This window comes from Bradyrhizobium sp. C9, from assembly GCF_002532045.1.
Classification (GTDB): domain Bacteria; phylum Pseudomonadota; class Alphaproteobacteria; order Rhizobiales; family Xanthobacteraceae; genus Bradyrhizobium.
Window position 1 is genome coordinate 407,636 of sequence record NZ_NWTG01000002.1, and the last position, 25,339, is coordinate 432,974.

24 protein-coding genes are annotated in these 25,339 nt (G+C 65.2%); 12 read left to right on the forward strand and 12 right to left on the reverse strand.

Annotated features, from left to right (window positions below; all coding sequences use genetic code 11):
* Positions 1-25 precede the first annotated feature (25 nt).
* Positions 26-1,462 (forward strand): MATE family efflux transporter, encoded by a 1,437-nt coding sequence (locus tag CO675_RS06780; RefSeq protein ID WP_097671247.1) that lies wholly within the window; start codon positions 26-28, stop codon positions 1,460-1,462.
* Positions 1,459-2,115 (forward strand): 2-hydroxychromene-2-carboxylate isomerase, encoded by a 657-nt coding sequence (locus CO675_RS06785; protein WP_097671248.1) that lies wholly within the window; start codon positions 1,459-1,461, stop codon positions 2,113-2,115. Before CO675_RS06780 ends, CO675_RS06785 begins: the two co-directional genes overlap by 4 nt.
* A 7-nt stretch (positions 2,116-2,122) precedes the next feature.
* On the opposite strand, the gene CO675_RS06790 is transcribed toward CO675_RS06785, so the two are convergent.
* Positions 2,123-3,262 carry an FUSC family protein gene (locus CO675_RS06790; RefSeq protein WP_097671249.1) on the reverse strand — a complete coding sequence of 380 codons (1,140 nt, stop codon included), beginning with the start codon at positions 3,260-3,262 and terminating at the stop codon, positions 2,123-2,125.
* 147 nt (positions 3,263-3,409) lie between these two features.
* On the opposite strand from CO675_RS06790, the gene CO675_RS06795 reads away from it, so the two are divergent.
* On the forward strand, positions 3,410-4,780 hold the full coding sequence (locus CO675_RS06795; RefSeq protein WP_097671250.1) for an MmgE/PrpD family protein: 1,371 nt from the start codon (positions 3,410-3,412) through the stop codon (positions 4,778-4,780).
* A 191-nt stretch (positions 4,781-4,971) separates the two neighbouring features.
* On the opposite strand, the gene CO675_RS06800 is transcribed toward CO675_RS06795, so the two are convergent.
* The 4 genes from CO675_RS06800 to CO675_RS06815 all read right to left on the reverse strand — a co-directional run bounded on the left by CO675_RS06800 (position 4,972) and on the right by CO675_RS06815 (position 8,830).
* A complete protein-coding gene (locus CO675_RS06800; protein ID WP_097671251.1) occupies positions 4,972-5,262 on the reverse strand; it encodes a DUF1330 domain-containing protein in 291 nt (96 codons plus the stop codon).
* Between the two features lie 127 nt (positions 5,263-5,389).
* The gene (locus CO675_RS06805) at positions 5,390-6,817 is read right to left on the reverse strand and encodes a serine hydrolase domain-containing protein (RefSeq protein WP_198964513.1); all 1,428 of its coding nucleotides are present in this window, start codon (positions 6,815-6,817) and stop codon (positions 5,390-5,392) included.
* A 325-nt stretch (positions 6,818-7,142) separates the two neighbouring features.
* A complete protein-coding gene (locus CO675_RS06810) occupies positions 7,143-8,201 on the reverse strand; it encodes a helix-turn-helix domain-containing protein (protein WP_198964514.1) in 1,059 nt (352 codons plus the stop codon).
* 53 nt (positions 8,202-8,254) lie between these two features.
* Positions 8,255-8,830 (reverse strand): GNAT family N-acetyltransferase, encoded by a 576-nt coding sequence (locus tag CO675_RS06815; RefSeq protein ID WP_097671253.1) that lies wholly within the window; start codon positions 8,828-8,830, stop codon positions 8,255-8,257.
* A 161-nt stretch (positions 8,831-8,991) separates the two neighbouring features.
* Between CO675_RS06815 and CO675_RS06820 the strand changes: the two genes are divergently transcribed.
* The 5 genes from CO675_RS06820 (at position 8,992) to CO675_RS06840 (ending at position 14,170) form a co-directional block, all read left to right on the forward strand.
* Positions 8,992-9,909, forward strand: coding sequence for a pirin family protein (locus CO675_RS06820; protein WP_097671425.1), 918 nt, complete (start codon positions 8,992-8,994; stop codon positions 9,907-9,909).
* A gap of 144 nt (positions 9,910-10,053) precedes the next feature.
* Positions 10,054-10,968 (forward strand): phosphoribosylaminoimidazolesuccinocarboxamide synthase, encoded by a 915-nt coding sequence (locus CO675_RS06825; RefSeq protein WP_097671254.1) that lies wholly within the window; start codon positions 10,054-10,056, stop codon positions 10,966-10,968.
* A 417-nt stretch (positions 10,969-11,385) separates the two neighbouring features.
* Positions 11,386-12,426, forward strand: coding sequence for a zinc-dependent alcohol dehydrogenase (locus CO675_RS06830; protein WP_097671255.1), 1,041 nt, complete (start codon positions 11,386-11,388; stop codon positions 12,424-12,426).
* A 47-nt stretch (positions 12,427-12,473) separates the two neighbouring features.
* Positions 12,474-13,280: a crotonase/enoyl-CoA hydratase family protein gene (locus tag CO675_RS06835; protein ID WP_097671256.1), complete on the forward strand. Its 807-nt coding sequence runs from the start codon at positions 12,474-12,476 to the stop codon at positions 13,278-13,280.
* A 17-nt stretch (positions 13,281-13,297) separates the two neighbouring features.
* The gene (locus CO675_RS06840) at positions 13,298-14,170 is read left to right on the forward strand and encodes an alpha/beta fold hydrolase (RefSeq protein ID WP_158231192.1); all 873 of its coding nucleotides are present in this window, start codon (positions 13,298-13,300) and stop codon (positions 14,168-14,170) included.
* Between the two features lie 64 nt (positions 14,171-14,234).
* Here CO675_RS06840 and CO675_RS06845 read toward each other — a convergent pair whose 3' ends face one another.
* Both CO675_RS06845 and CO675_RS06850 read right to left on the reverse strand, forming a co-directional pair.
* Entirely contained in the window at positions 14,235-15,608 is a 1,374-nt protein-coding gene (locus CO675_RS06845) for an NAD(P)/FAD-dependent oxidoreductase (RefSeq protein ID WP_198964515.1), read from the reverse strand.
* 52 nt (positions 15,609-15,660) lie between these two features.
* Positions 15,661-16,362, reverse strand: coding sequence for a GntR family transcriptional regulator (locus CO675_RS06850; RefSeq protein WP_097671258.1), 702 nt, complete (start codon positions 16,360-16,362; stop codon positions 15,661-15,663).
* A gap of 139 nt (positions 16,363-16,501) precedes the next feature.
* On the opposite strand from CO675_RS06850, the gene CO675_RS06855 reads away from it, so the two are divergent.
* A complete protein-coding gene (locus CO675_RS06855; RefSeq protein WP_097671259.1) occupies positions 16,502-17,401 on the forward strand; it encodes an amino acid ABC transporter substrate-binding protein in 900 nt (299 codons plus the stop codon).
* A gap of 61 nt (positions 17,402-17,462) precedes the next feature.
* Here the strand turns inward: CO675_RS06855 and CO675_RS06860 are convergent, their stop codons facing one another.
* The 3 genes from CO675_RS06860 to CO675_RS06870 all read right to left on the reverse strand — a co-directional run bounded on the left by CO675_RS06860 (position 17,463) and on the right by CO675_RS06870 (position 18,892).
* Entirely contained in the window at positions 17,463-18,110 is a 648-nt protein-coding gene (locus tag CO675_RS06860; RefSeq protein ID WP_097671427.1) for a BON domain-containing protein, read from the reverse strand.
* 93 nt (positions 18,111-18,203) lie between these two features.
* Positions 18,204-18,404 (reverse strand): hypothetical protein, encoded by a 201-nt coding sequence (locus tag CO675_RS06865; protein WP_097671260.1) that lies wholly within the window; start codon positions 18,402-18,404, stop codon positions 18,204-18,206.
* 20 nt (positions 18,405-18,424) lie between these two features.
* Complete coding sequence (locus CO675_RS06870) at positions 18,425-18,892, reverse strand: baeRF12 domain-containing protein (RefSeq protein WP_097671261.1); 468 nt, start codon at positions 18,890-18,892, stop codon at positions 18,425-18,427.
* Positions 18,893-19,017: 125 nt separating this feature from the next.
* Between CO675_RS06870 and CO675_RS06875 the strand changes: the two genes are divergently transcribed.
* Positions 19,018-19,704, forward strand: coding sequence for a CBS domain-containing protein (locus CO675_RS06875; protein WP_097671262.1), 687 nt, complete (start codon positions 19,018-19,020; stop codon positions 19,702-19,704).
* A gap of 68 nt (positions 19,705-19,772) precedes the next feature.
* Here the strand turns inward: CO675_RS06875 and CO675_RS06880 are convergent, their stop codons facing one another.
* Positions 19,773-21,269, reverse strand: coding sequence for an NAD-dependent succinate-semialdehyde dehydrogenase (locus CO675_RS06880; protein ID WP_097671263.1), 1,497 nt, complete (start codon positions 21,267-21,269; stop codon positions 19,773-19,775).
* Positions 21,270-21,473: 204 nt separating this feature from the next.
* Complete coding sequence (locus CO675_RS06885) at positions 21,474-21,797, reverse strand: hypothetical protein (protein WP_097671264.1); 324 nt, start codon at positions 21,795-21,797, stop codon at positions 21,474-21,476.
* 346 nt (positions 21,798-22,143) lie between these two features.
* Between CO675_RS06885 and CO675_RS06890 the strand changes: the two genes are divergently transcribed.
* Positions 22,144-23,337, forward strand: a complete 1,194-nt coding sequence (locus CO675_RS06890; protein ID WP_097671265.1) for a serine hydrolase domain-containing protein — start codon at positions 22,144-22,146, stop codon at positions 23,335-23,337.
* Positions 23,338-23,478: 141 nt separating this feature from the next.
* Positions 23,479-25,179 carry an AMP-binding protein gene (locus CO675_RS06895; RefSeq protein WP_097671266.1) on the forward strand — a complete coding sequence of 567 codons (1,701 nt, stop codon included), beginning with the start codon at positions 23,479-23,481 and terminating at the stop codon, positions 25,177-25,179.
* Positions 25,180-25,339 lie beyond the last annotated feature (160 nt).

Consider the following 25,339-nt stretch of genomic DNA (forward strand, 5'->3'; position numbering starts at 1 on the left):
GATCTGCCGTGTTAAGCCCGTCGCCATGACCTGCATCGACAAGATCGACCCGGCCGCGTCGCGCGCGGCCGTCGTCCCCTCTCGCAAGCTGCTGACGGCCGAGCTCGCGGAAACGCTGAAGCTCGCGGTGCCGCTGGCGCTGACGCAGCTCGGGCAGATCGCGATGATGACGACCGACCTCGCCTTCATCGGACGGCTCGGCAGCGAGAACGTCGCCGCGGCGGCGCTGGCGCACACCGTGTATTTCGTCAGCTTCACCATCGGCATGGGCATGATGTCCGCGGTCTCGCCGCTGGCCGCGCAGGCGTTCGGCGCCCGCGACCCGCGCGTGATGCGGCGCGCGCTCCGCGTCGGCCTGTGGGCCGGGTTCTTCATGGTGCTGCCGCTGATGGCGCTACCGTTCCATGGCGAGCGCATCCTGCTCGCGCTCGGCCAGACCCAGGCCACCGCGCATCTGGCGCAGCAATATCTGTTCGGGCTCGCCTGGGGCATTCTGCCGGCGCTGTGGTTCATCGCGATCCGCGGCTTCATGAGCGCGGTGAACCGGCCGGAGCCGGTACTGTGGATCACGCTCGCGGCGATCCCGGCCAATGCGCTGATGGTCTATCTGCTGCTGTACGGCAAATGGGGCATGCCCGAACTCGGCATGTTCGGCGCCGGGCTTGCCACGACCATCGTCAATCTCGGCACCTTCCTTGCCGGCGTGTGGTTCGCGGCGCGTCGCCGCCCGTTCCGCAAGTATCACGTGTTCAGCCGAGTCTGGCGCATCGACTGGCCGTTGTTGGGCAAGCTGGTTACGATCGGCGCGCCGATCTCGATCGCCTTCCTGCTGGAATACGGCCTGTTCGGCGCGGCCGGCCTGCTGATGGGGCTGATCAGCACCACGGCGCTGGCGGCGCACCAGATCGCGCTGCAGATTGCGGCGATCCTGTTCATGGTGCCGTTCGGCGTCAGCATGGCCGCCACCGTGCGGGTCGGCCAGGCGGTCGGCCGCCGCGACACCGAGGCGGTGCAGCGCGCCGGCTTTGTCGCGGTCGCGCTGTCAGGCGTGTTTATGAGCATCATGACGCTCGCGGTGATCCTGGCGCGCTTCGAGATCGCGGCGCTGTTCCTTGGCGAGGCCTCTGACGCCACCGCGCAACTCACCGCGATGCTGCTGCTGATCGGCGCGACCTTCTTCATCGCCGACGGCGTGCAGACCACCACCGCCGGGGCGCTGCGCGGCATGCACGACACCCAGGTGCCGCTGCTGTTCGCCGTCATCAGCTACTGGCTGATCGGCTTCGCGGCGGCTTCTGCGCTGGCCTTCTGGGCCGGGCTCAACGCCCCCGGTGTCTGGATCGGGCTGTCGCTCGGCACCGCCGTCTATGCGACCCTCCTGATCTTGCGTTTCCGCCTGCTGGCACGCAGACTGGTCGGACGAAGGTCGACGAGGTCACAACGAACGGAGGCTAGCGCATGACCTTGTCGGTCGACCTGTTCTTCTCGTTCCGCAGTCCGTACAGCTATCTGGCGCTGCCGAAGACATTGAAGATGGTCGCCGACTACGACCTCGCGGTGAATTTGCGGCCGGTCTATCCGCTCGCGGTGCGCGTGCCCGGCTTCTTCAAGAAGACCAATCCGCAGTTCGCCCGCTATGTCGTGCTCGATTCCAGCCGCGTCGCCAAGCATGAGAACATCCCGTTCCGCTTTCCGCGCCCGGACCCGATCGTGCAGGACATGGCGACGCTCGACGTCGCCGAACACCAGCCCTACATCCACCGCCTGACCCGGCTCGGCGCTGCCGCGCAGCTCGATGGACGGTCGCTCGCCTTCACTGCCGCGATCAGCCGCGTGCTGTGGGACGGCTCGGTGAAGGGCTGGCACGAGGGCGATCATCTGGCGAAGGCTGCCGATGCCGCCGGCTTCGATCTCGCGGAGATGGATGCGGCGATCGCGGCAGATCCCGATCGCTATGAAGCGGTCATCAAGGGCAACGAGGACGCGCACGCCGCCTCCGGCCATTGGGGCGTGCCGACCTTCGTGTTCGAGGACGAGCCGTTCTTCGGTCAGGACCGTATCGACCTCCTGATCTGGCGCATGGAAGGCAAGGGCCTGACGCGCCGCACAACATAGCCGAAGGTCAAGCCGCACTCTTCTCCGACGTTTCGGCAACGATCTTTTCGGCAGCCTCTTCGTTGGTGCACCAATTGCCGTGGCAGCGCTTGAGGTCGTTCAGGTTCTGCCGCATCTGGTCGAGCGAAAATCCAAGCGCGAAGAACCGCTCCATGGCATCGACCGGAAGGCCCCGGGTCAGGCCTTCGCTGCGCACCGCGGCAACCTCCTCGCTGTAGGCATGCAGCGCGGCATCGACCGGCGCCATGTCGGCCGGGCCGCTGCCGGCGCGCAACGCGGTCGCGACCGCCACCATGTAGGTCACGATGGCATTGCTGACGTCGGCCAACGGCCGCGCCAGCCTGGCCTGGATATCGGCCGGCAGCGGCACCACGCAGGCGCGCCCGATCATCACGACGTCGTGCCGCAACCGCTGAATCGTCCGCAGCAGCGGACCGGTGTCCGGCCCGGATGACAGATGCATGGTGCGTTCGCGCTCGGCCTCGAGGCCGGTCGCGTGCAGATTGGTCACCGCGGTGCCGATGCCGTCCTGGATCCGGTGCAGCGCGTCGTTGTCGAGCCCGCGGGTCAGGCCGGCGAGCAATTCGGCGAACGCCGCCGAGAGCAGTTCCAGCAGCCTCGACGCGTTGACCCTGATCTGGCTGACCGCGCGCGACGGCAGTACCAGGAACGAGATCACAAGGCCGGTGAGCGCGCCGACCGTGACCTCGAGCACGCGGTCGATCGCGGAGTCCAGCGGATTGGAATGATGCATCGTCGGCAGCAGCAGCACGATCACCGCCGTCACCGTCGCCGAGTTCAGGCTGGGATTGAGCGCGGCGATGAACGCCAGCGGCACGATCGCCAGGACCAGCAGCGCCAGCAGGCTGCCCTCGCCGGAGTGCGGGATCAGCACCGCGATCGCGCCGCCATAGATGGCGCCGCCGATGGTGCCGAGCATGTAGTCGCGGGTCGCCTTCAGCGAGCGGCCGACACTCATCTGGGTCACGATCAGCGAGGTCAGCACCGCCCACAGCGGCAGCAGCAAATGGAGCGCCAGCGCGATGGCATAGGCCGCCACGCCGGCGGACGCGATCCGGACCGCCAGCGCCAGCTGCGTCTTTCGGGTCCAAAGCTTGTCGAACATGCGTTTTGCGAAGGTCCTCATGCACCCTGATCCGCAGTCAATGGAAAGGCCCGTGTTACATGACTTGAGGTCCAGCGACCTGAAGCATGGCTGCTGCCCGCGGCGGCAAGGTGGCTTGAAAGGCCAAACCCGCCCGCCTACCCTGCGCCGCAAAATTGAGGAAACACGATGGCCCACGAAACCGCAACGCTCGCCGCCTACGTCGCCGACCTGAAATATTCCGACATTCCGCCGGAGGTGCTGGCGCGCGCCAAGGTTTTGACGCTGGATTTCCTGGGCAGCACCATCCGCGCCCGCCGCGATGCGGAATCCACTCCGTCGCTGATGAAGATGCTGGAGGCGCTGGCGCTGGACGGCAAGGGCGAGGCCACGGTGTTCGGCGACACCAAGACCTGGACGCCGGCGGTGGCGGCGCTGCTCAACGGCGCGCTCGGCCATTCGCTCGACTTCGACGACACCCACGCCGATTCCTCGTTGCATCCGAGCGCGCCGGTGGTGCCCGCTGCGTTTGCAGTCGGCGAGATGGTCGGCGCCTCCGGCCGCGACGTGCTGACCGCGATCGTTGCTGGCTATGAAGTGTGCTGCCGGCTCGGCAACGCGCTCGACCCGACCTCGCATTATGCGAGGGGTTTCCACCCGACCGCGACGGCCGGCACCTATGGTGCCGCGGCGGCGGCAGCCAAGCTGTTCGGGCTGACGAAGGAGCAGATCGTCTCCGCGTTCGGCGTCTCCGGCAGCCAGGCCGCCGGCTCGCTACAATTCCTGGTCAACGGCGCCTGGAACAAGCGCTACCAGGTCGGCGCCGCCGCGATGAACGGCGTGATCGCCGCGACCTTGGCGCGCAACGACTTCATCGGTTCGAGCGAATCGGTCGAAGGCAAGCACGGCCTCTTGGTCGGCTATACCGATGACGCGCATCCGGACAAGGCGGTGGCCGGCCTCGGCAGCACCTACGAGACGCTGAAGATCGGCGTGAAGCCGTATCCGAGCTGCCGCTACACCCATGCCGCAATCGACGCGCTGATCGCGATGCGGCGCGAGCACAATCTGACGCCGGACCAGATCAAAAAGGTCGAGATCGGCCTGCACCGCAACGGCATCACGCTGACCGGCGATGCCGCCACCAAGCGCCACCCGACCTCGGTGGTCGGCGGCCAGTTCTCGATGTTCTTCACCGGCGCGATCGCGCTCGACCAGGGCCATTTCGGCTGGGACGATTACGACCGGCTCGGCGATGCGGCGATCGACGCGCTCGCCGACAAGTTCGACGTGGTGCAGGACGACCGTCTCGAGGTCGGCCGCACCCATCCGTTCGGCGCCCGCGTCTCGATCACCACCGATGACGCTACCCATGAGCGTCTCTATGCCGATCCCTCCGGAGAGCCGACCTCGTTCCCCGATGCGCAGGCGATGCAGCAGAAGTTTTTGACGCTGGCCCGCCCGGTGCTCGACAAGCGCGCCGACCAGCTCGCCGACGCGATCCTGACGCTGGAGCGGTTCGACCGCGTCGAGAAGGCGACGCAGCTGGGAAGGCAGTAAGCGAATCTAGATGCTGCGCGCCATACCTACCGCTGTGGTCCCTGCTAAGGCAGGGACCCATAACCACAGGGTTGCGTTGTTGAAGGGAGCGGCGGCCCCAACCTCGCGCAATAATTCTCATTTGGGGTAATGGGTCCCGGCCTTCGTCGGGACGACGGTGAGGATGGTTTTCGATTCAAGTCGTCGCTCCGTCATTCCGCTCCATCAATGATCACGAAATCCCCGTCCGAATATTTCTGCCGGATCGCCTTCGCGGCCTGATAGTCGGGGCAGGTGTAGCATTCCATCGCGGTGGCGCGATCCCTGAACTCGATGACGAAGTTGCGCTGGCGCGTTGCGCCCTCCATCACCTCATGGGGACCGTTACGCACGATGAAATTGGCGCCGTATCTATCGAATACCGGCATCGCGGCAGCGAGATATTCGGGATAGCGCGCTTCATCGTGCACCGTGACGTGCACGATCCAATAGGCTTTCGGCATGGCGCTCTCCGGCTGAGGCGTGTTTCAAGAAACTGTGGCGCACCCCTGCGAGATGCGCCACGGCATCAGAAAATTCCGGAGGCTAAGATACAATTCACGATCGCGCGGGTGTTGCGTGATGCCTCCGTCAACTACCGCCCGCGAGCCGCGCGCTTGTCGAGGTTGCCGTCACAACGTCACGGACCAGATCGGACATACCGTCCGCCTCGGGCGGCATGTTCGGCGAGCGGCCGAGCCGGACGATGACGAGGTGCTGCGACGGCACGATCACGGCATATTGCCCGATCGTGCCCTTGGCGAAATACGCATCGTGCGGCCAGCCATGCGCGATGCGATGGTTGGCGCCGAAGCTGTCGCCGAGATTGGTCCAGAAGCCCGCGCCGTAACCGACCCAGGCATTCGGCGTGGCCGAAGCCGAATAGGCCGCCCAGCCCTCCGGCAGAATGCGCTTGTCGCCGGCCATCCCGTCATTGAGGTAGAGCTGGCCGAGACGCGCCCAGTCGCGCGCGCTCGCCATCATCGCGCCCGATCCTTCCAGCGTGTCCGCAGCATCGAACTGCATCACGACATTGCGCATGCCGAGCGGACCGAACAGCTTTTCACGCGCGAAGCGGATGACGTCCGCCGCGTGCCCGCCGGCGGCGTTGCGGATCAGATGCGAGAGGATCAGGTAGTTGCCGTCATGATAATTCCAGACCCGGCCGGGCACGCTCTCCAGCGAAGCGCTCTCGGCGAAGGCGGCCATATCCGATTCCATGTACTTCATGCGGTTGACCGGTTCGAGCACGGACGCCAGCGACGCCTGCAGCGAGCTGCCGAGCGCAAGCCCAGCGGTGTGGCGCAGCAGCTCGTCGACCGTGATCGCGTGGCGCGGATCGTCGGGATTCCGCCAGGCCGCGATCGGGACCGGCTGGTCGCGCGTCAACCTGCCTTCGCGGACGAGGATTCCGATCAGGGCGGAGACCGCCGACTTGCTCATGGAGAAGCCGAGCAGCGGCGTCTCGATGCCGATGCCGTCGGCGTAGCGCTCGGCGACGATGCGGCCGTCCTTCATCACGACGACAGCGCGGGTGTGGCGGAACGGCGGCTCCGCCGGCTCGGCAAAGGCGCGGTCGAGCGCGGCTCCAAGCTGCGGGCTTCGTGGCGCGACGAGCGCAGGACCTGCGATCTCGGGCAGCGATGCGGCTTGCAGCCTCGAAGGCGGCACCGCGGTATCGGCCAGCGTCTCGCCATGTTCGAGCATGCAGCCGAGCCCCTCGCGATAGACCGCATGGCTGCGGCCAAGCCCGAACAGCGTCACGGTGACGTCGCGGCGATCGAGGTCGACCTCGGTGTCCATCGCCCAGTTGAGCAGGCCAGCCCCTGGCATCGCATCGGTGGTCTCGGTCAGGTTTCGCCTGGGGTCGAGGCCGCTGACGAAGGTCTCCGAGCAGACGATATTCGCAACAAAGCCGGTTGCGACCTTCGGCACGTCGCGGGCACGGGCGGCGGACAGCGCCAGCGCCCCGAATGCAGTGGTGGCGGCGAGAATGAGAAAGAGCTTTCGACGGGTCACGGGATCCTCCGGCATGGCGCGATGGGTGCGTGGCCGGGATCAGGCCGCAGCGGACGCGGTGGCGCTCGCCGGATTTGGAAATGAGGCTAGTCGAGAACTCGGGGCGCCTCGCCGATTTTGAAATTATCAAACAATTACTGTGCTTTAGGAACGAGGCGAGTCTTCCCTTCTCCCCTTTTGGGAGAAGGTGGCGCGGATGAAATCCGCGACGGATGAGGGGTCTGCATCCGCGGAGACAGACCCCTCACCCGGCTTCAATGCGTCCGCATTGAAGCCACCCTCTCCCACAAGGGGAGAGGGTGCAGCTGAGCTCGCGGCAACCTGATCACGCCGCGCTCGCCTTCAGCCGCCGGTACTCGGTCGGGGTCACGCCTGTGGTCGCCTTGAAGGCACGGTTGAAGGGGCCGAGCGACTGGAAGCCGGCGTCCATGGCGATGGTGATGACGGGGACCTCGGCCTGCGAGGGATCGGCGAGCGCGGCCTTGGCTTCCTCGATCCGGTGGTTGTTGAGAAAGACATTGAAATTGCGGTAGCCGAGCCGCTGGTTGATCAGCCGCCGGAGACGATATTCGGGAATCTTCAACCGGGACGCCAGGGTGCCGATCGTGACGTTGTCGTGGCGATAGATGCGCTCGTCCGCCATCAGCCGCATCAGGGCATCGACCAGTTTCTGGTCCGCCGCCTCCTCGGCCGCGGCCGGTTTCGTCAGCACGACGGCCTCCGCCGGCACCGTGAACAGGTCGGCGCCGTCGACGCGCATCATCGCCCAGGTGATCGCGGCCACGATGACGGTGAGCACGGCCGCGTTCAGCAGATTGGCCCATTCCACGGTCACGCGGCTGCCGGCATAAGCAATCTGGAGCAGCGCGTTCATGCCGCCGTACAGCGCGGATGCGGCGACGATGAAGACGCGGACACGGCGGCGGCGCTCGACCAGATCCGCCGACCACGATCCGATGGTTTGCGCCACCGCGAGCGCAATGAAGACGAGCGAGAGCGAATTGACCATGGTGATCGCGATCCGCGCGTGTCCGGCGGGTGCAATCCACATGCAACTGACGAAGCTGTAGGCCACGACCGCGGCCCAGACCAGGCCGTGCCACCAGCGCAGCACAAACCCGTCATCGAACAGCGCGCGCGTGAACAGCCAGAACACCACGATAGCGCCGGTCGAGAGCGCGATCAGCGGCGCATGCCAGTCCGAGACCGGCGGCCCGGCACCAATCGACGCGGTCACCGCATGCGCGGCCGAACCAAGCGCGAAGGCGGCCGCAAGTCGCCCGGCCAGCACTTTGCTGAAATCCGCGAACATCGAGGCCGCAAGCACCAGCAGCAGCGTCACGGTGGCGGCGCGCAGGCACAGTTCGGTCGCGGCAAAGGTCATCGGTCGATGCGATCTCCAAGGTCAGCAGAGAATCGTCCGTCAGGCGAGATTTTTCAAGAACCATCGCGCGGCCAGCGGCTGCGCTGCGTGACCCAGATATCGACCACATCGCCCTCGAGCTTGCCCGAGCCCTCGTTCTCGGCACCCAGCCGCCGCGCCACGGCCTGCGAGGCGAAATTGGCGGGATCGATGCAATGGATGATGCGGTCGATGGTGAAGTTCGCGAACACAAAGTCGATCGCGGCGCGTGCGGCTTCCACCGCATAGCCCTTGCCGCGGCACTCCCTGGCGATGCCCCAGCCGACTTCGAAGCCCGGCCATTCCGGCGGATAATACGGGCCGACACGACCGATATAGCGGGACGAGGATTTTTCCTCGACCGCGAACATGCCGAAGCCGTGCAGCGCCCAATGGCCGGAGATGACGGCAGCGTTACGCCAGCCCTTCAGCTCCGAGGTGACCGGCTGATGATCCGGCGTGATGAAGCGCGCCGTCTCGGGATCGGACAGCATCTTCGTGTTGTCAGCGATATCGGACGCACGCCATGGCCGCAGGATGAGACGCGCGGTCTCGATCACGGGACCATCGATCCGCAACAGCCTTGCGCCTGGCTTGATCAGAGAAACCATGGTTGGCTCCGGTTTCCAGGACTTTACCGTTACGCTCGGCGGACACTCAAGCCGCACTTACTTGCGTCCTCCCTGCTCGCGCTTCGCTTGGCCGGGACGACGGATAGAGAGTATGATTGCCGTGAAAGCGTATGATGCGGCAAAACTGCAAGGAGTCCGACATGAGCTGGCAGCCCTCGACCGATCCCGAACTCGGCGATCCCCAGACCTGCGACGCGCTGGATCTGATCATCGTGCCGCGCACCCGCGATCTCGGCGACGGTTTTGCCGTGCGCCGCGCGCTGCCGCACGGCAAGCGCCAGATGGTCGGGCCCTTCATCTTCTTCGACCATTTCGGCCCGGTGCAATATCTCGCCGGCAAGGGCATGGACGTGCGGCCGCATCCGCATATCGGGCTCGCCACCGTCACCTATCTGTTCGACGGCAGCATCATGCATCGCGACAGCGAGGGTAACATCCAGGAAATCCAGCCCGGCGCCATGAACCTGATGACCGCAGGCCGCGGCATCGCGCATTCCGAGCGCACCCCCGACGTGCAGCGCCGCGACGGCCAGAAGATGCTGGGTCTGCAAAGCTGGATCGCGCTGCCGGCCGGCAAGGAAGAGATCGCGCCGTCGTTCCAGCATTATGGCGCCGGCGACCTGCCGATGATCTCGGAACGCGATTTCACCGCGCGCGTCATCGCAGGCTCGGCGTTCGGCATCAGCTCGCCGGTCAGCATGGTCTCGCCGTGGTTCTACACCGAGGTGACCGCGCAGGCCGGCACCTCGGTGCCGCTCGACCCCGACCACGAGGAGCGCGCGATCTATCTCGTCGACGGCGAGGTCGAGATCGCGGGCGACCGCCACGAGGGGCCACGGCTCCTGATCTTCCGGCCCGGCGACCGCATCACCGTGAAGACGCTGCGGCCGACCCGCATGATGTTTCTCGGCGGCGATGCGCTGGAAGGGCCACGCCACATCTGGTGGAATTTCGTCTCGTCCTCCAAGGAGCGGATCGAGCAGGCCAAACAGGACTGGAAAACCGGGCGTTTCGCGCAGGTTCCGCACGAACACGAGTTCATTCCACTGCCGGAGTGAGCTATTTCCTATGGCTCTTTGATTTGAGCATGATCTTTTCGGAAAACCGCTGCACACTTTTCCGGATCATGCTCTAGTCTCTGGCGCCCGCACGCCTCGTGCGGGCGCACGTCTTTGAGAAACGAGCCCGGAAAGACCCCGCCCATGACCGCGATGCTATCCAGCGATTTGCCCCTGCCCCGGATCGGCCGCGGCAAGGTGCGCGATATCTACGCCGTCGGCGACGATCGCGTGCTGCTGCTCACCACCGACCGCATCTCGGCATTCGACGTGGTGATGGCGGAAACCATTCCGATGAAGGGCGCGGTGCTGACCCAGATCAGCGCCTGGTGGTTCCGGCAGCTCGAAGGCACCGTGCCGCATCACATGATCAGCGCCGACGCCGACGAGATCATCCGCGCGGTGCCTGAGCTGAAGAACCATCGTGCCGACATCCTCGGGCGCGCGATGCTGTGCAAGCGCACCACTGTGTTTCCGATCGAATGCGTCATCCGCGGCTACATCTCTGGCTCGGCGTGGAAGGAATACGCGGCCGAAGGCACGCTCGCCGGTGAGAAGCTGCCGGCGGGCCTGGTCGAAAGCCAGAAGCTCGAACCTGCGATCTTCAGCCCGGCGACCAAGGCCGAGGCCGGCCATGACGAGAACATCACCGTCGCCCGCGTGCGCGAAATCCTGGGCAACGATGTTGCCGCGACGCTGGAGAAGATGGCGCGCGACGTCTACGCTTACGGCGAGCAGACCGCCCGCGCCCGCGGCATCATCATCGCCGACACCAAGTTTGAATTCGGCCACGACAAGGACGGCCGCATCATCCTGATCGACGAGGTGATGACGCCGGATTCGTCGCGCTTCTGGGCGGTCGATGCCTACAAGCCCGGGCAGCCGCAGCCAAGCTTCGACAAGCAGCCGCTGCGCGACTATCTCGACGTCGAGCGCCACGCCGGCCGCTGGAACGGCGACGCCCCGCCCCCGCCGCTGCCGGCGAGCGTGGTGGACGCGACCAGCAAGCGATATCTGGAAGCGTACCGCCGCGTGACGGGGACCGAGCTGAAGGTTTAGCTACATCGTCAGCACGTTCGCTCTATCACCGTCACCCTGAGAGATTGTGAATGTGTTGAGCGTCGTCCTGGCGAAAGCCAGGACCCATTACCCCAACCGCTGTTGTTGTGCGACGCTGGGGCCACGATCGCACTCTCAATCGAATTCGGTGGTTATGGGTCCTGGCTTTCGCCAGGACGACGAAATGGAGAGAAGTGCGCACTTGGCTCTATCACCGTCACCCTGAGGAGCGCGCAGCGCGTCTCGAAGGGTCGACGGCCACCAGCGGGGCCGTGCATCCTTCGAGGCTCGCTCCGCTCGCACCTCAGGATGACGGGGGGGAGAGGCTAGGTGAATCCCATTCACCCCTGTTGAAGACATACCTTTTGTCGGCACATCCGCGGCGCTGCACTCTCTGCTCAAAGCGGAGAGAGCACGATGCGGCAATTGACTTATATCGGCGGCAACAAGGTCGAGTGGTGGGACGTTCCCCCGCCGAGGCTCCAGGATGACCGCGACGCGCTGGTGCAGCCGCTCGCGGTGACGCGCTGCGATCTCGATCTTGCGATCGTGCATGGCCGATCGGGCTTCGCAGGTCCGTTTGCGCTCGGACATGAGACCGCCGGCCGCATCGTCGACGTCGGCGTCGCCGTGAGGAATTTCGCACCCGGCGATCTCGTCATCGTTCCGTTCCAGATCAGCTGCGGGGCCTGCGACCGCTGCCGGCGCGGCCACACCAATGCCTGCACGGCAGTGCCGTTTCGTTCGTCCTACGGGTTGAAGCCGGTCTGCGGCGTGGAGTATGGCGGCGGTCTGTCCGACCTGATCCGCGTGCCGTTTGCCGATCACATGCTGGTCCGCCAGCCGAATGGCCATGCCCTGTCGCAAACCGCAGGACTGGCCGACGGCGCGACCGACGGATTCAGCGCGGTGGCGCGCTGGCTCGCGCAACGGCCGGGCGCCGACGTGCTCGTGATCGGCGGCTTCGCGCAGTCGCTCTCGCTGTTCGCGGTGCAGTCGGCCGTGGCGCGCGGCGCGGGCCGCGTCGTCTATCTCGACGATCACGCACCTCGCCTCGCCAAGGCGAAGTCACTGGGCGCCGACATCATCGAAGCCCCAAGCGGCCTGTCGATGGAGCCGCCCGGCCTGTTCCCGATCGTGATCGATGCCGCCGCGACCGACGCCAGCACGCTGCTGGCATTCCGCGCGACGGAACCGAACGGTATCTGCCAGCGGATGTATGGCGACTTTGCCGAGACCACGCCGGTGCCGCTGCGGCATATGTATGGCGTCGGCATCACGTTGAAGGTCAGCCGCGTCAATGTTCGCGCCGAACTGCCGGATTGCGTTGCCCATGTTGCGGCAGGTCACTACCACCCGGAACACGTCATCACCCGCCGCGTTCGCTTCGAGGATGCGCATGAGGCGATCGGGGATCCGACCATCCGCGTCGCCTTCGTTCGCGATGGCATTGCCTGACGGGGACAGTTAGGTTGGCTCCAACCAATAAACTCAGGGAGCGACCCATGTCCGATGCCGATACCGTGCTCGTCGAGCGCGACGGTCCCGTCACCATCATTTCTATCAACCGTCCGCACAACCGCAACGCCGTCGACGGCGCCACCGCGCGGAAACTGTATGACGCGTTCCTTGCGTTCGATGCCGACGCAAGCGCATCGGTTGCGGTGTTCACCGGCACCGGCGGATATTTCTGCGCCGGCGCCGACCTGAAGGCGGTGGCGGCAGGCGATCCCGAGAAGAAGCGCGAGATCGGCGGCCACAACACGATCGCGCCGATGGGACCGAGCCGGCTGCGGCTGTCGAAACCGGTGATCGCCGCGATCGAGGGCTTTGCGGTCGCCGGCGGCATGGAGCTTGCGCTGTGGGCCGACATGCGCGTCGTCGCCGAGGACGCCACCTTCGGCGTGTTCTGCCGCCGCTTCGGCGTGCCGCTGATCGACCTCGGCACCATCCGCCTGCCGCGCCTGATCGGCCATTCGCAGGCGATCGATCTAATCCTCACCGGACGCCCGGTCGCAGGCCCCGAGGCGCATCGCATGGGGCTGGCGAACCGCCTGGTGCCGAAGGGCGAGTCGCGCGCACACGCCATCGCGCTCGCCAAGGACATCGCGAAATTCCCGCAGAACTGCATGCGCGCCGATCGGCTGTCGGCGTTGCGGCAGTGGGATCTGGAGGAAGAAGACGCGATCAAGAACGAGATGCGCGGCGGGCTCGAGGTGATCGGGTCGGGCGAAACGCTGGCGGGTGCGACGCGCTTTGCTTCGGGTGTCGGTCGCCACGGCGCCTTCGGCAACGAGGTCGGGAACGGGTAGTCGCACAGCGCCTGCCTTTGCATTCCCGGCGCCGGCGTGCTGAGCTGTCGCACCATTCCGAGATCGTCGGCCCCGGCAAGGCGGTCGACACCAATCGTTACTTCGCGATCTGCCCGAATATGCTGGGCTCGTCCTACGGCTCGACCAACGCGGCAAGCATCGACCCGCGGACCGGCCGCCGCTACGGGCCGCGCTTCCCTGACATCACCGTCGGCGACATCGTCGCCACCCAACGCGCGATGCTCGATGAACTCGGCATCGACAAGCTCGTTGCGATCGTCGGTCCGTCCTATGGCGGTTTCCAGGCGCTGCAATGGGCGGTGAACTATCCCGACGCCATGCGCGGCATCGCCGCCGTCGTCACCGCGCCGCTGGTGCCGCGCGAGCGTGCCGAGGGCAACGTCGCGCGCCTGATGGCGGTGCTGTCGCAGGATCCGAACTGGAACGGCGGCGACTATTACGATCACGGCGGCGTGCTCGAAAGCATGATCCAGATCCGCACCGCGACGCTGAAGACCTACGGCATCGAAACGCGGCTGCGCGACACGCTGACCGACCCCGCAAAGATCGAGGCCGCGATCCGCGCCGAGGCGGCGGAATGGGCCAGGGGGTTCGACGCCAATTCGCTGCTGACATTGGCCAAGGCGCTGCGCGACTTCGATGTCACGGCGCAGTTCGGACGGATCAAGGCCAAGGTGCTCTATGTCCTGTCGCGGACCGACAAGCTGTTCCCGCCGGAACTCGCGCCGCAGGTGATGCCGGCGCTGAAGGCCGCCGGCGTCGACGCCGATTATTTTCTGCTCGACAGCGACTACGGCCACTCCGCATCGGGCCGCGACGCGCACAAATGGGCGCCGCGGTTGCGCACCTTCATGGACAGCCTCGGCTAGAGCATGATCCCGCTCAAACAAAGAGCTCAGGCGCGATGACGATTCAACCTCATCTCATCGCGCCTTAGAGCAAGCCGCTGGCGGTCGCCTCAAGCTCCTCCATCAACGCCTTGTCCTGATAGCGCGCGAGCGAAAGGCTGCGGGCGAATGCGGGCGCCGGCGCCCCGACCACGGCGCGCGCGCAGAGGTCGCCGGTGGCGCAGGCGCCCATCGTGCCGTAGCCGGAGAGCGCGGTGGCAAGAAACACGCCCGGGGTCTTCGCAGCCCCGATCAGCGGCCAGTTCTCCTTCGTCATCGGATAGTAGCCGCCGTAATGCACGCGGTCGCGCGGCAACGCACCGAGATACTGTGCGAGCCGTGGTTGCAGCCGGCTCGCCGCGCGCAACACCACCTCAGGGAAGTACGGGTTCAGCTCCGGCTCGCGGACTGGCGCGATGGTCTGTTCAGCGTTGAAGGCCCAGCCGAGCTTGATCCATTCGCCGTGATCGCCGCCGTCGGGCCGGCAATGGATGCTGCCCGGCATCGGCGCCAGCAGCTGCGCGAATTCCGGCGCCGCGGACAGCGCCTCGCGCTCGTCATCGGACCAGGCCAGCGTCTGGCCGTCGAGATCGATCGCGAACGGCATCTTGCGATCGACCGCGCGGTTGCGATCGGCGAAGGCGATCTTCTGCTGCAGCACGTTGACGATCGGCAACTGCTCGCCATGCATCGCCGCGACATCCGCGGCGAACGGGCCGGCGGCGTTGACGATGATATCGGCCTTGATGGTCTGCCTCGCGCCATCGGCCAGCACGTCGACAACGAAACGATCGGTCTTTGCGATGCCGACCACCCTCGCCTGCTGGAGTTGCGCGCCCAGCGGACGCATGGTTTCCAGCATGTACTGGCCGAGCTGCTGACCGCTGATGTCGCCCGCCCGGCGAATGTGCAGCGCCGTTGCGACCTCCTTGTCGAAGGCCGGATAATGCGTCTGGATCAGATCGCGCCCCTGCAGGACGTCGACGCCGTCGGGCGCGCGCTGCCAGTCGGCCGAGTGCGGCGGCACATAGCCGCGGCTCTCTCCTTCATGCAGGCGGATCAGTTTTGCAGCCTGCTCGCCGTAGCCGGCGTAGAGCTGCTGCAGCAGCGCCTCAGGCTTCTCCTCGCGCGTGACCAGCAGATATCCGCGTCGCGTCATGTGGATGCGGTTGTCGCTGCGGCGCGCGATCTCCTCCATCAGGTCGGTAGAGTGATTGGTGAAGTCCGCCATCGTCGGGTGCGGCCACCAGTTGCGGTAGTTCTCGCCTGATTGCGCCGAGGTCAGCGCCATCGGTTGGCCTTCGTCGACGATCAACAGACGCGACCGCTTGTGCTGGACGGCGAGGTAATAGGCCGTAGCGATGCCGACGATGCCCGCACCGATCACCAGGATTTCGACGTCATTGGTCTTCACGCGCATTCTCCTGCGGCCCGCAACGGAGCCCGCGATAATTCAATCTGTCTCATGGTAATCAGGCGGGACGTTCCGGGCCCGCATCGCGCACCGCCTGGCGCTGCGCCGAGCGCAGCGTCTTCTGCGTCTCCTCGATGTGATCGCGCAGCAGGCGGACGGCCTTCTTGACCTCGCCGTCGCGGCAGAATTCGAGCAGCCGGTAGTGCTCGCGCTGCGGACGCTCCTTGCCGGTCGCCTGCGACACCAGCGCCCGCGTGAAGCGGCCAACGTGGCCGTAATTCGCCTCGATCATGCCGAGCAGGCGCGGCCGGTTGCACGGCGCGTAGAGCGTGGCGTGGAATTTCCAGTTGAAGGCGCCCCATTTTGCCGGATCAGGCTCGGCATCGTAGGCGCGGAGGATCTTCGTCGCCGCCTCGAGATCGATCTCGCCCATCGCGGGGATCGCCAAACGCAACGCGTGGCACTCGAGCGCGATACGGATCTCGAGCAGCTCGATCACCTCGTCGATCGACAGGTCTGAAACCACCGCTCCACGGTTGGGCAGGAACGTGACAAAGCCTTCGGCCTCGAGCTGGCGCAGCGCCTCGCGCACCGGGATACGGCTGGTGCCGAACCGCGCAGCGAGCTCGTCCTGGCGGAGCTGCAGTCCAGGCGCGAGCTCGCCCGAGCTGATCGCGGCCCGTAGCGCCTCACGCACGGCGTCAGGTGCGGAACCGTGAGGTCCGGCCCCTCGGTGGGTTGCGGCGGTTGCAGGTTCCATCCGGCTTCTCTCTCGCTGGCGCCAAGCCATGGTATCCGATTTGGCCAAGATTGTATAAAATCGGATTGCCGATTATGCAATCCTGTGTATAAAATCTTGGCTGATCGTATCCAGTTCTGCCGGCGACCGCGAGTACCTGATGAATAATGCACTCAAGCAATTGACTTACCTGGCCTTTCTTGCGGCGGCGATATCAGCTCCAGCGCAGGCCCAATCGCCCGGCGGCACGCTGGCCAAGATCCGCGACACCGGCGAGATCCGGCTCGGGCACCGCGACGTCTCGGTCCCGTTCTCCTATCTCGACGACAACCAGAAGCCGGTCGGCTTCGCGATGGACCTCTGCGCGCGGATCGTCGATGCGGTGAAGACCGAACTCAAGCTGCCGGCGCTGCAGACCAAACTGCAGCCGATCCAGCTCTCCACCCAGATACCGCTGATCGAGAACGGCACGATCGACATCGTCTGTGGTCCCGCGACCAACACGCTGGAGCGGCAGAAAGTCGTCGCCTTCAGCACCACGATCTTCGTGTCGAGCATCCGCGCGGTGGTGCAGAAGGACGCGCCGATCAAGACCTTCGAGGATCTCGGCGGCAGGCCAGTGTCGCTGACCTCGGGCTCGACCTCGATCGGACTCTTGAGCGCGCGCGCCCAGGCGAATAACTTTCAGACCAAGAACATCCTGACCCCGGATCATGCCGCATCGTTCCTCGCGCTGACCACCTCCCGCAGCGACGCCTTCGTGATGGACGACATCCTGCTCGCGAGCCTGATCGCGGGCAGCACCAATCCCGCGGACTGGCGCATCATCGACGACAGCCTGCGCACCGAGCCCTACGGTCTGATCATCCGCAAGGGCGATCCGGAGTTCAAGGCGCTGGTCGACCGGACGCTGGTCGCCATGATGAAGAGCAATGAATTCCAGGAGCTCTACGCAAAATGGTTCACGCGGCCGATTCCGCCGAAGAACGTGAACCTGAATTTTCCGATGACGGCGCCGCTGAAGGACGCCGTCATCAATCCGAACGACAAGGGCGTGTGATTGCGCGCGAAGGGAGCGCTAGGCGCCCCATCTTCCTCAGTCAATCCAAGCAATCTGCCTCTCAGCCGATCGTCAGCCGGTCGTCGACCGAGTGAACGCCTGGGGCTGACCACGCAGCGTTTTCGATCGCTCGCTTTTCATGCCAGTTGTCGACCTTCCCCTCAAGGAGAACGGTATCGTCGTTGCGGACGCTGACGCGGATCGCCCTTGCCTGCGTTGCGGCATGACGTTTCAATGCGTCCTCTATCCTGGCTTGAACGTTCTCGGCCTTGATGCGCGGGGCGATCTGGATGCTGTTGCTCACGCCACGGACACCCGAGAGCTTCTTCACGGCGTCTTCGGCCGCACGCTTCTGGAAGTACCACTCGACGCTTCCCGACAACCTGACCCAGCCATCCCGCACCACGACCGCAATCCCGGCCAGCACCATGCTATCCCACGCCAGGATGTCCAGCGCCCGCTTGGCGATTTCATCGTCGGCGGTCTTCTTGTCCGCCGGAGCACGGACATCGATCTCATCGGCAATCGCCCTCACGCCCTTGACCCTGCGCGCGGCGGCAATTGCCGAGAGCTTCTCCAGGTACGTCTCGACATGGCCGCTGAGCGTGACGACGCTGCCTTCTGCCGTAACCCCGATATGGGCGGCATTCACACTGGGCTCGAATTCAAGCTCGTCCAGCACATCCTGACGCATCTGCAATTCACCCATGGTCACCTCCTGTCGCTCCTTGAACATCAGATTGCATCTGCTCCTGTTCTTCCTTGTGACCGCTCAATAAGCGATCCAGGTTGAACTGCGCGCCTATTCGTCGAACGCCGGAGACTGCCTCTCCTCGCTCGCTTCACGCTCGATCGGCTCGTTTCCGCCGAGGGGCAGTTCGCGCTCGATGTCGACCCGATCCCGGTCGATCTGGCTCGGCGCTTCGTCGGCGTCATCAGCCGGCGCCAGATGGTCCTTGCGGGGACCCGGCGGCAGGTCATTCCTCGTCGATAACGCGCGCATGCCGCCTCCTGCCGCGACGATCAGGGCGTGGGCGATGCCGCCGGCGCGGCCACCACGTGCTTCTCGATTTCCCAGACCGGAAGCTTGGTCAGATCCTTGGCGATCTCAGCCACGATGTGTCGCTTGACATCGGAATGGAAGGCCGTCCGCAGTTCTGCCAGCGTTCGCGGCGGCGCCACGATCAAGAGCGCGTTCGCCGTTCCACGGCGAACAGCCAACTCCACGGCCGCGGCGACCTGCTTCGTGAAGCGATGTTCCTCGATATCGTGCCAATCCGTCGGCTCGACCGCGCTGCGCTGGCCCGAATGCATTTCCTTGCCGACCCGCCCCGGCCGGTCGGTGCCCTGCAGGTGCGTCGCGGGGTTCTGGCTCTCGAAAACGGCTTCAGCCTTCAGATTGGGAAATTTTTCATCTCCTTCGTTGCGAAGGAACAGCGCCTTGCGTCCGTCACCAACGAACACCATGGCATGATGTGGAATAGTCGCCATGAAACCCTCCGTCTTCAGCGTAAATCGCTAGCGCAGCGACGATGCCGTCGGATTGATTCCGGTCAATCACAGGGAGAAGAATCCAGCCAAGAATGCCCTCTGTCTTTTCACACGGAGTCTTCGCCATGCAAGCGCGCGACGTGATGGTTTCGCCTGTCATTACGGTGGGCGCCGACGCAACAGTTCGCCAGGTCGCCTCCACGCTGCTGCAGCACCGCATCAGCGCCGTCCCCATCGTCGACGCTGGCGGACGGATAGTCGGCATCGTCACCGAAGGCGACCTGATGCACCGCGCCGAAGCGGGGACCGAACGCCCCTATTCGTGGTGGCTACGGCTGCTGGCCGGAGATGCGCAGATGGCGTCCGACTATGTGAAATCGCATGCGGCCAGGGTCAAGGATATCATGACACGGGAAGTCGTGACCGCAGCGCCCGAGACGCCCCTGCATAAAATTGCGATGCTGCTCGAGAAACATCAGATCAAGCGTATCCCGATCGTTGCAAGGGATGGTCAGCTTGTCGGCATCGTCGCCAGAGCGAACCTGCTGCAGGCTGTCGCGAGCGCCGGGCGGAAGCTGGAGATCTCGCTCTCCGATTCCGCCATCCGGACGAAATTGCTCGACGAGCTTCGCAAGCAGCCGTGGGTGCACACGTTCAACCTCAATGCAACGGTGCAAAATGGCGTGGTCGACCTGTGGGGCTATGCGCCTTCGGCCGCCGAACGCGCGGCAGTGCGTGTGACCGCCGAAGCGATCCCCGGTGTCGCGCTGGTGAACGATCACCTCTTTGAAACGCCAGTTCTCGTCTATTGAGCGCGACCAATCCCTCAGGCAGCGGCTCGGCCGCTGTCCGAGGAAAATGCAATCCCGCGATCAGCGCATCAGACGCCGGCCATCATCACGTATTTGATCTCGACATATTCATCCATGCCGTGGCGCGAGCCTTCGCGGCCGAGGCCCGATTCCTTGACGCCGCCGAACGGCGCGACCTCGGTCGTGATCAGGCCGGAGTTGACGCCGACCATGCCCGACTCCAGCGCTTCGGCGACGCGCCAGACGCGGCCGATGTCACGCGAATAGAAGTAGGAGGCGAGGCCGAACGGCGAGGCGTTGCACATCGCGATCACATCGGCCTCGTCCTTGAAGCGGATCACCGGCGCGAGCGGGCCGAAGGTTTCCTCCTGCGCCACCAGCGCGTCGGGCCGCACGTCCGACAGCACGGTCGGCTCGAAGAAGCTGCGGCCCAGCGCCGAGCGCTTGCCGCCGGTCACGATCTTGGCGCCGCCCTTCACCGCATCCGCGATGTGCCGTTCGACCTTTTCGATCGCCTTCATGTTGATCAGCGGGCCCTGGGTCACGCCCTGTTCGGTGCCGTCGCCGATCTTCATCTCCGCAACCTTCTTCGACAGTTTCGCGACGAACTGGTCGTAGATCTTGTCCTGCGCGTAGAGGCGGTTGGCGCAGACGCAGGTCTGGCCCATGTTGCGGTACTTCGAGACGATGGCGCCTTCGACCGCGGCGTCGATGTCGGCATCGTCGAACACCACGAACGGCGCGTTGCCGCCGAGCTCGAGGCCGAGCTTCTTCACGCCGACCGATGCTTGCCGGTACAGGATCTTGCCGACATTGGTCGAACCCGTGAAGCCGACGAACCGCACCGCAGGATGTTCGCACAGCACCTGGCCGATCGGCGGCGCATCGCCGGTGATGATGTTGAGCACACCCTTCGGCACACCGGCCTTCTCAGCCAGCACAGCGAGCGCGAGCGCCGACAGCGGCGTCTCGTTGGCGGGCTTCAACACGACGGTGCAGCCGGCGGCCAGCGCCGGCGACACTTTTCGCGTGATCATCGAGTTCGGGAAATTCCACGGCGTGATGGCGCCGCAGACGCCGATCGGCTGCCGGATCGCCAGCAGGCGGGCATCCGGACGCTGGGTCGGAATTGTCTCGCCATAGACGCGGCGTGCTTCCTCCGCGAAGAACTCGACATAGGCCGCGCCGATATCGACCTCGCCGAGCGCTTCCGCCAGCGGCTTGCCCTGCTCGGAGGTCAGGATCAGCGCGAGATCCTCGCGGTTGGCGATGATCAGGTCGAACCATTTGCGCAAGATGTTGGAGCGCTGCTTGGCGGTCAGCTTGGCCCAGGCCGGAAATGCGCGCTGGGCGGCCTCGACGGCCCTGGTGGTATCGTCGGCGCCCAGTTGCGGAATCCTGATCAGCTCGACGCCGGTCGCGGGATTGTTGACGGCGAATTCAGGCGTGCCGACCCAGGCGCCGTCGATGTAGCAGCGGTCGCGCAGCAGCGACGGGTCCTTCAGGCGGCTTTGCAGGGAGGATGCTGCGGATTGCGTGGCGCGAGCGGCAACGGGCGGGTTCATGGCGTTACTCCTGGAATTTCTCTGAATTTCCTTGAATTTCCCTTGGGGGGTATTCGGCGCCTATATAGGCGGAAAGCCGCGGCGATGCACTGGCGGCCAGCGCGACCCTGCTTGGACGCAAACGCGGCGCCGTTGCGAGCTGCTGTTCCAGGACGAAGCCTGGCATCGATCCTCAGGTGCGCAATTGCGCGCGGGGAGATCTCGTCAGATCGCGCCGCCCGACATGTAGGTTTCGCGGCGGCCGATCATGCGCTCTGCGGCGGCCTTGGCATCCGCCTTGGTCGAGGTCGCGCAGGTCCGGTATTCGAGGTCGGCCTGTGCCCGCGCATCGCGGCGGCCGAACCAGGACTTGGCACCGGTCTGCAGCAGCGCCAGCGCCTGGGCGACATTGTCGACGGCCTCGAACGAGTGCAGCGCGCCGGTACCCGCGTAGCGAACCTCATAGAGACCTGGGCTGATCGGCGCCTCGATGTTCTCGCCGCGGCCCGGCCGCGGATAGCGCTTCCATTCACTCCATGTCGAAATCATTGCTGCGTCCCCGCGGGGCGTGAAATGACGACGCTTTTCGTCAAATCCGGCCCAATCTGCTGCAACGTTTGTGCAGCGATCTGAATGCGTTAATGCAAAAAAACAGGTACGAAAATCAATCTGCCGATCACGTTACCGTGGCCGCCTTTCCGGGTCATCGGGACTTGCACGGAGTCCACCGCTAAATCTGCGCGCGTGGTGAACGTCCTCTCAGCGAAGCCGTTCCCGTGTGGCCCCGCTGTCACGACATCGCGACATCATCGCAGCGCGCCCGCCTTGCGGGAGCGGAAAAGCGGGAGGATGATCCCCGCACTTCAAAACAATAACCCATCGGAGGACGCCCCCAATGCAGAGCAAGGCTCAGATCGATCAGGTATTGCGGCAGAAGAGCGAGGCAAAGGAGATTCCCGGTGTGGTCGCCATCGCGGCCACCGGCAAGGACGTGATCTACGAGGGCGCGTCCGGCAAGCGCGACCTTTCCAAGAGCGACCCCATGACGGCGGACAGCGTGTTCTGGATCGCCTCGATGACCAAGGCGGTGACCTCCGCGGGCGCGATGCAGCTCGTCGAGCAGGGCAAGCTGTCGCTCGATGAGCCGATCGGCAAGCTGCTGCCCGATCTCGCCGCCGTGCAGGTGCTCGACGGCTTCGATGCCAAGGGCGAGCCGAAGCTGCGGCCGGCGAAAAAGCCGATCACGCTGCGCCAGCTGATGACCCACACCGCCGGCTTCGCCTACGACATGTGGGACGCCGATCTCGGCAAATATCTGGAGAAGACCGGTACGCCCGGCATCATCACCTGCCTGAATGCCGCGTTGAAGACGCCGATCATGACCGACCCCGGCACGCGCTGGGAATACGGCACCAATATCGACTTCGTCGGCAAGGCGGTGGAAGCAGCATCCGGCAAGAAGCTCGATGCCTATCTGCGCGACCACATGTTCGCGCCGCTCGGCATGAGCGACACCGCCTTCAAGATCACCGACGACATGCGCAAGCGGCTGGTCGGCATGCATGCGCGCGGCGAGGACGGCACGCTGGCTGCGATCCCGTTCGAGCTCGAGCAGAACCCTGAATTCCACATGGGCGGCGGCGGCCTCTATTCGACCGCGGCCGACTATATCAAGTTCTGCCAGATGATCCTCAACAAGGGCAAAGGCAACGGCAATCAGGTGCTGAAGGCCGAGACCGTCGCGACGATGGGGCAGAACCACATCGGCGAGCTCACCGTCGACAAGATGACGACGGCAGCGCCGATGTACACCAACGACGTCGATCTCTGGCCCGACATCGTCAAGAAGTGGGGCCTCAGCTTCCTGATCAACACCGCCAAGACGCCGGAAGGCCGCAGCGCCGGCAGCCTCGCCTGGGCGGGCCTCGCCAACACCTATTACTGGATCGATCCGTCGCGCGACGTCTGCGGCGTGATCCTGACCCAGCTGTTGCCGTTCGCCGACAAGCATAGCCTCGAGGCCTTCGCCGGCTTCGAGAGGGGCATCTATGCCGGCCTCGACGCCGGCAGCGGACAGCGAGCGGCCTGAGGTTCCAGTCCAGCAGCAACAAATCCCTCCCCTTGCGGGGAGGGATTTTTCATACTCGCCATAGGTCGGGCCTGTCCTGTCGGCGTCAAACGACTAAGATCGCGCAAAAAGCGTGACGACACGAATACGAGGAGGACGAGCTTGGCACCCTCACCCAAGGCAGACAGCTATGTCTGCGGCATTTCCGATACGCCGTTGCTCGGCGAAACAATCGGCCGCAGCCTCGACCGCGCACGCGCGCGCTGGGGCGATCGCGAGGCGCTGGTCTCGCCCAGCCACAGTGTACGCTGGACCTGGAACGAATTCGCCGCGCGCGTCGAAGCGCTGGCGGCCGGCTTCCTTGCGCTCGGGCTGCAACGCGGCGAGCGGATCGGCATCTGGTCGCTGAACCGACCGGAATGGACGCTGACGCAGTTCGCCGCCGCGAAAGCCGGACTCACCCTCGTCACCATCAATCCCGCCTATCGACTCAGCGAGCTCGAATTCGCGCTTGGCAAGGTCGGCTGCGCCGCGATCGTGACCGCGACCGCGTTCAAGACCTCGGCCTATATGGAGATGCTGAACACGCTGCTGCCCGAGCTTGCGAGTGCGGAGCCCGGCCATCTGCGCGCGGCGCGGCTGCCGCAGCTGCGCGCCGTGATCCAGATCGGCGGACCGGCGGCGCCGGGCACGATTCCGTTCGATGCAGTCGCGCAGATGGGCGGCGAGCGCCATCGCGAACAGCTCGCGGCGCTCGGCGAGAGCCTGCAATTCGATGATCCCGTCAACATCCAGTTCACCAGCGGCACCACTGGCTCGCCCAAGGGCGTGACGCTGACCCATCACAACATCCTCAACAACGGCTACTTCACCGGCCGCGCCATGCGCCTGACCGAGCAGGACCGCATCTGCATCCCCGTGCCGCTTTATCACTGCTTCGGCATGGTGATGGGCAACCTCGCCTCCGTCACGCTCGGCACCACCATGGTTTACCCCGGCGAAGGTTTCGATCCGCTCGCGACACTTGCGACGGTCGCGCAGGAGAAATGCACGACGCTGTACGGCGTGCCGACCATGTTCATCGCCGAGCTCGATCATCCCGAGTTCAAGCGCTTCGACCTGTCGTCGCTGCGCACCGGCATCATGGCCGGCGCGCCCTGCCCGATCGAGGTGATGAAGCGCGTCAACACCGAGATGAACATGCGCGAGGTGACGATCGCCTACGGCATGACCGAGACCAGCCCGGTGAGTTTCCAGAGCGCGACCGACGATCCGCTGGAGCGGCGTGTCTCCACCGTCGGCCGCATCCATCCGCATGTCGAGGTCAAGGTGGTCGATCTCGACGGCAAGGTGGTGCCGCGCGGCGAACGCGGCGAGCTCTGCACACGTGGCTACAGCGTGATGCTCGGCTATTGGGAGGAGAAGGAAAAGACCGGCGACGTGCTCGACGCCAGTGGCTGGATGCACACCGGCGATCTCGCCGTGATCGACGACGAGGGCTATTGCAACATCGTCGGCCGCATCAAGGATCTGGTGATCCGCGGCGGCGAGAACCTCTATCCAAGGGAGATCGAGGAATTCCTCTACCGCCATCCGAAGATCCAGGACGTGCAGATCTTCGGCGTCGCCGACGCGCGCTATGGCGAAGAGCTGTGCGCCTGGGTCAGGGTTCGCCAAGGCGAGACATTGACCGCCGACGAGGTCCGCGCCTTCTGCCAGGGCCAGATCGCCCACAACAAGATCCCGCGCTATGTCGAGTTCGTCGACGAATTCCCGATGACGGTGACGGGGAAGATCCAGAAGTTCGTGATGCGCGACGCGGTGGAGCAGCGGCTCGGACTGAAGGCGGCGAAGACGGCGTAATCTTTCTTCCCCCTCGCCCCGCTCTTGCGGGGAGAGGGTCGGGGTGAGGGGCCGCCTCCGCAAATCCGAAAGCAGTGAGTACCTGGAGACTCCCCCTCACCCGGAACGCATGAGCGATGCGTTCCGGCCTCTCCCCGCAAGCGGGGCGAGGCAAGAGGCA

Bases quoted from the DNA above. Each gene is read 5' to 3' on its own strand.
- CO675_RS06780 (WP_097671247.1), top strand. From the start codon at position 26: ATGACCTGCATCGACAAGATCGACCCGGCCGCGTCGCGCGCGGCCGTC.
- CO675_RS06785 (WP_097671248.1), top strand. From the start codon at position 1,459: ATGACCTTGTCGGTCGACCTGTTCTTCTCGTTCCGCAGTCCGTACAGC.
- CO675_RS06790 (WP_097671249.1), bottom strand. From the start codon at position 3,262: ATGAGGACCTTCGCAAAACGCATGTTCGACAAGCTTTGGACCCGAAAG.
- CO675_RS06795 (WP_097671250.1), top strand. From the start codon at position 3,410: ATGGCCCACGAAACCGCAACGCTCGCCGCCTACGTCGCCGACCTGAAA.
- CO675_RS06800 (WP_097671251.1), bottom strand. From the start codon at position 5,262: ATGCCGAAAGCCTATTGGATCGTGCACGTCACGGTGCACGATGAAGCG.
- CO675_RS06810 (WP_198964514.1), bottom strand. From the start codon at position 8,201: ATGACCTTTGCCGCGACCGAACTGTGCCTGCGCGCCGCCACCGTGACG.
- CO675_RS06815 (WP_097671253.1), bottom strand. From the start codon at position 8,830: ATGGTTTCTCTGATCAAGCCAGGCGCAAGGCTGTTGCGGATCGATGGT.
- CO675_RS06820 (WP_097671425.1), top strand. From the start codon at position 8,992: ATGAGCTGGCAGCCCTCGACCGATCCCGAACTCGGCGATCCCCAGACC.
- CO675_RS06825 (WP_097671254.1), top strand. From the start codon at position 10,054: ATGACCGCGATGCTATCCAGCGATTTGCCCCTGCCCCGGATCGGCCGC.
- CO675_RS06830 (WP_097671255.1), top strand. From the start codon at position 11,386: ATGCGGCAATTGACTTATATCGGCGGCAACAAGGTCGAGTGGTGGGAC.
- CO675_RS06835 (WP_097671256.1), top strand. From the start codon at position 12,474: ATGTCCGATGCCGATACCGTGCTCGTCGAGCGCGACGGTCCCGTCACC.
- CO675_RS06845 (WP_198964515.1), bottom strand. From the start codon at position 15,608: ATGCGCGTGAAGACCAATGACGTCGAAATCCTGGTGATCGGTGCGGGC.
- CO675_RS06850 (WP_097671258.1), bottom strand. From the start codon at position 16,362: ATGGAACCTGCAACCGCCGCAACCCACCGAGGGGCCGGACCTCACGGT.
- CO675_RS06855 (WP_097671259.1), top strand. From the start codon at position 16,502: ATGAATAATGCACTCAAGCAATTGACTTACCTGGCCTTTCTTGCGGCG.
- CO675_RS06860 (WP_097671427.1), bottom strand. From the start codon at position 18,110: ATGGGTGAATTGCAGATGCGTCAGGATGTGCTGGACGAGCTTGAATTC.
- CO675_RS06865 (WP_097671260.1), bottom strand. From the start codon at position 18,404: ATGCGCGCGTTATCGACGAGGAATGACCTGCCGCCGGGTCCCCGCAAG.
- CO675_RS06870 (WP_097671261.1), bottom strand. From the start codon at position 18,892: ATGGCGACTATTCCACATCATGCCATGGTGTTCGTTGGTGACGGACGC.
- CO675_RS06875 (WP_097671262.1), top strand. From the start codon at position 19,018: ATGCAAGCGCGCGACGTGATGGTTTCGCCTGTCATTACGGTGGGCGCC.
- CO675_RS06880 (WP_097671263.1), bottom strand. From the start codon at position 21,269: ATGAACCCGCCCGTTGCCGCTCGCGCCACGCAATCCGCAGCATCCTCC.
- CO675_RS06885 (WP_097671264.1), bottom strand. From the start codon at position 21,797: ATGATTTCGACATGGAGTGAATGGAAGCGCTATCCGCGGCCGGGCCGC.
- CO675_RS06890 (WP_097671265.1), top strand. From the start codon at position 22,144: ATGCAGAGCAAGGCTCAGATCGATCAGGTATTGCGGCAGAAGAGCGAG.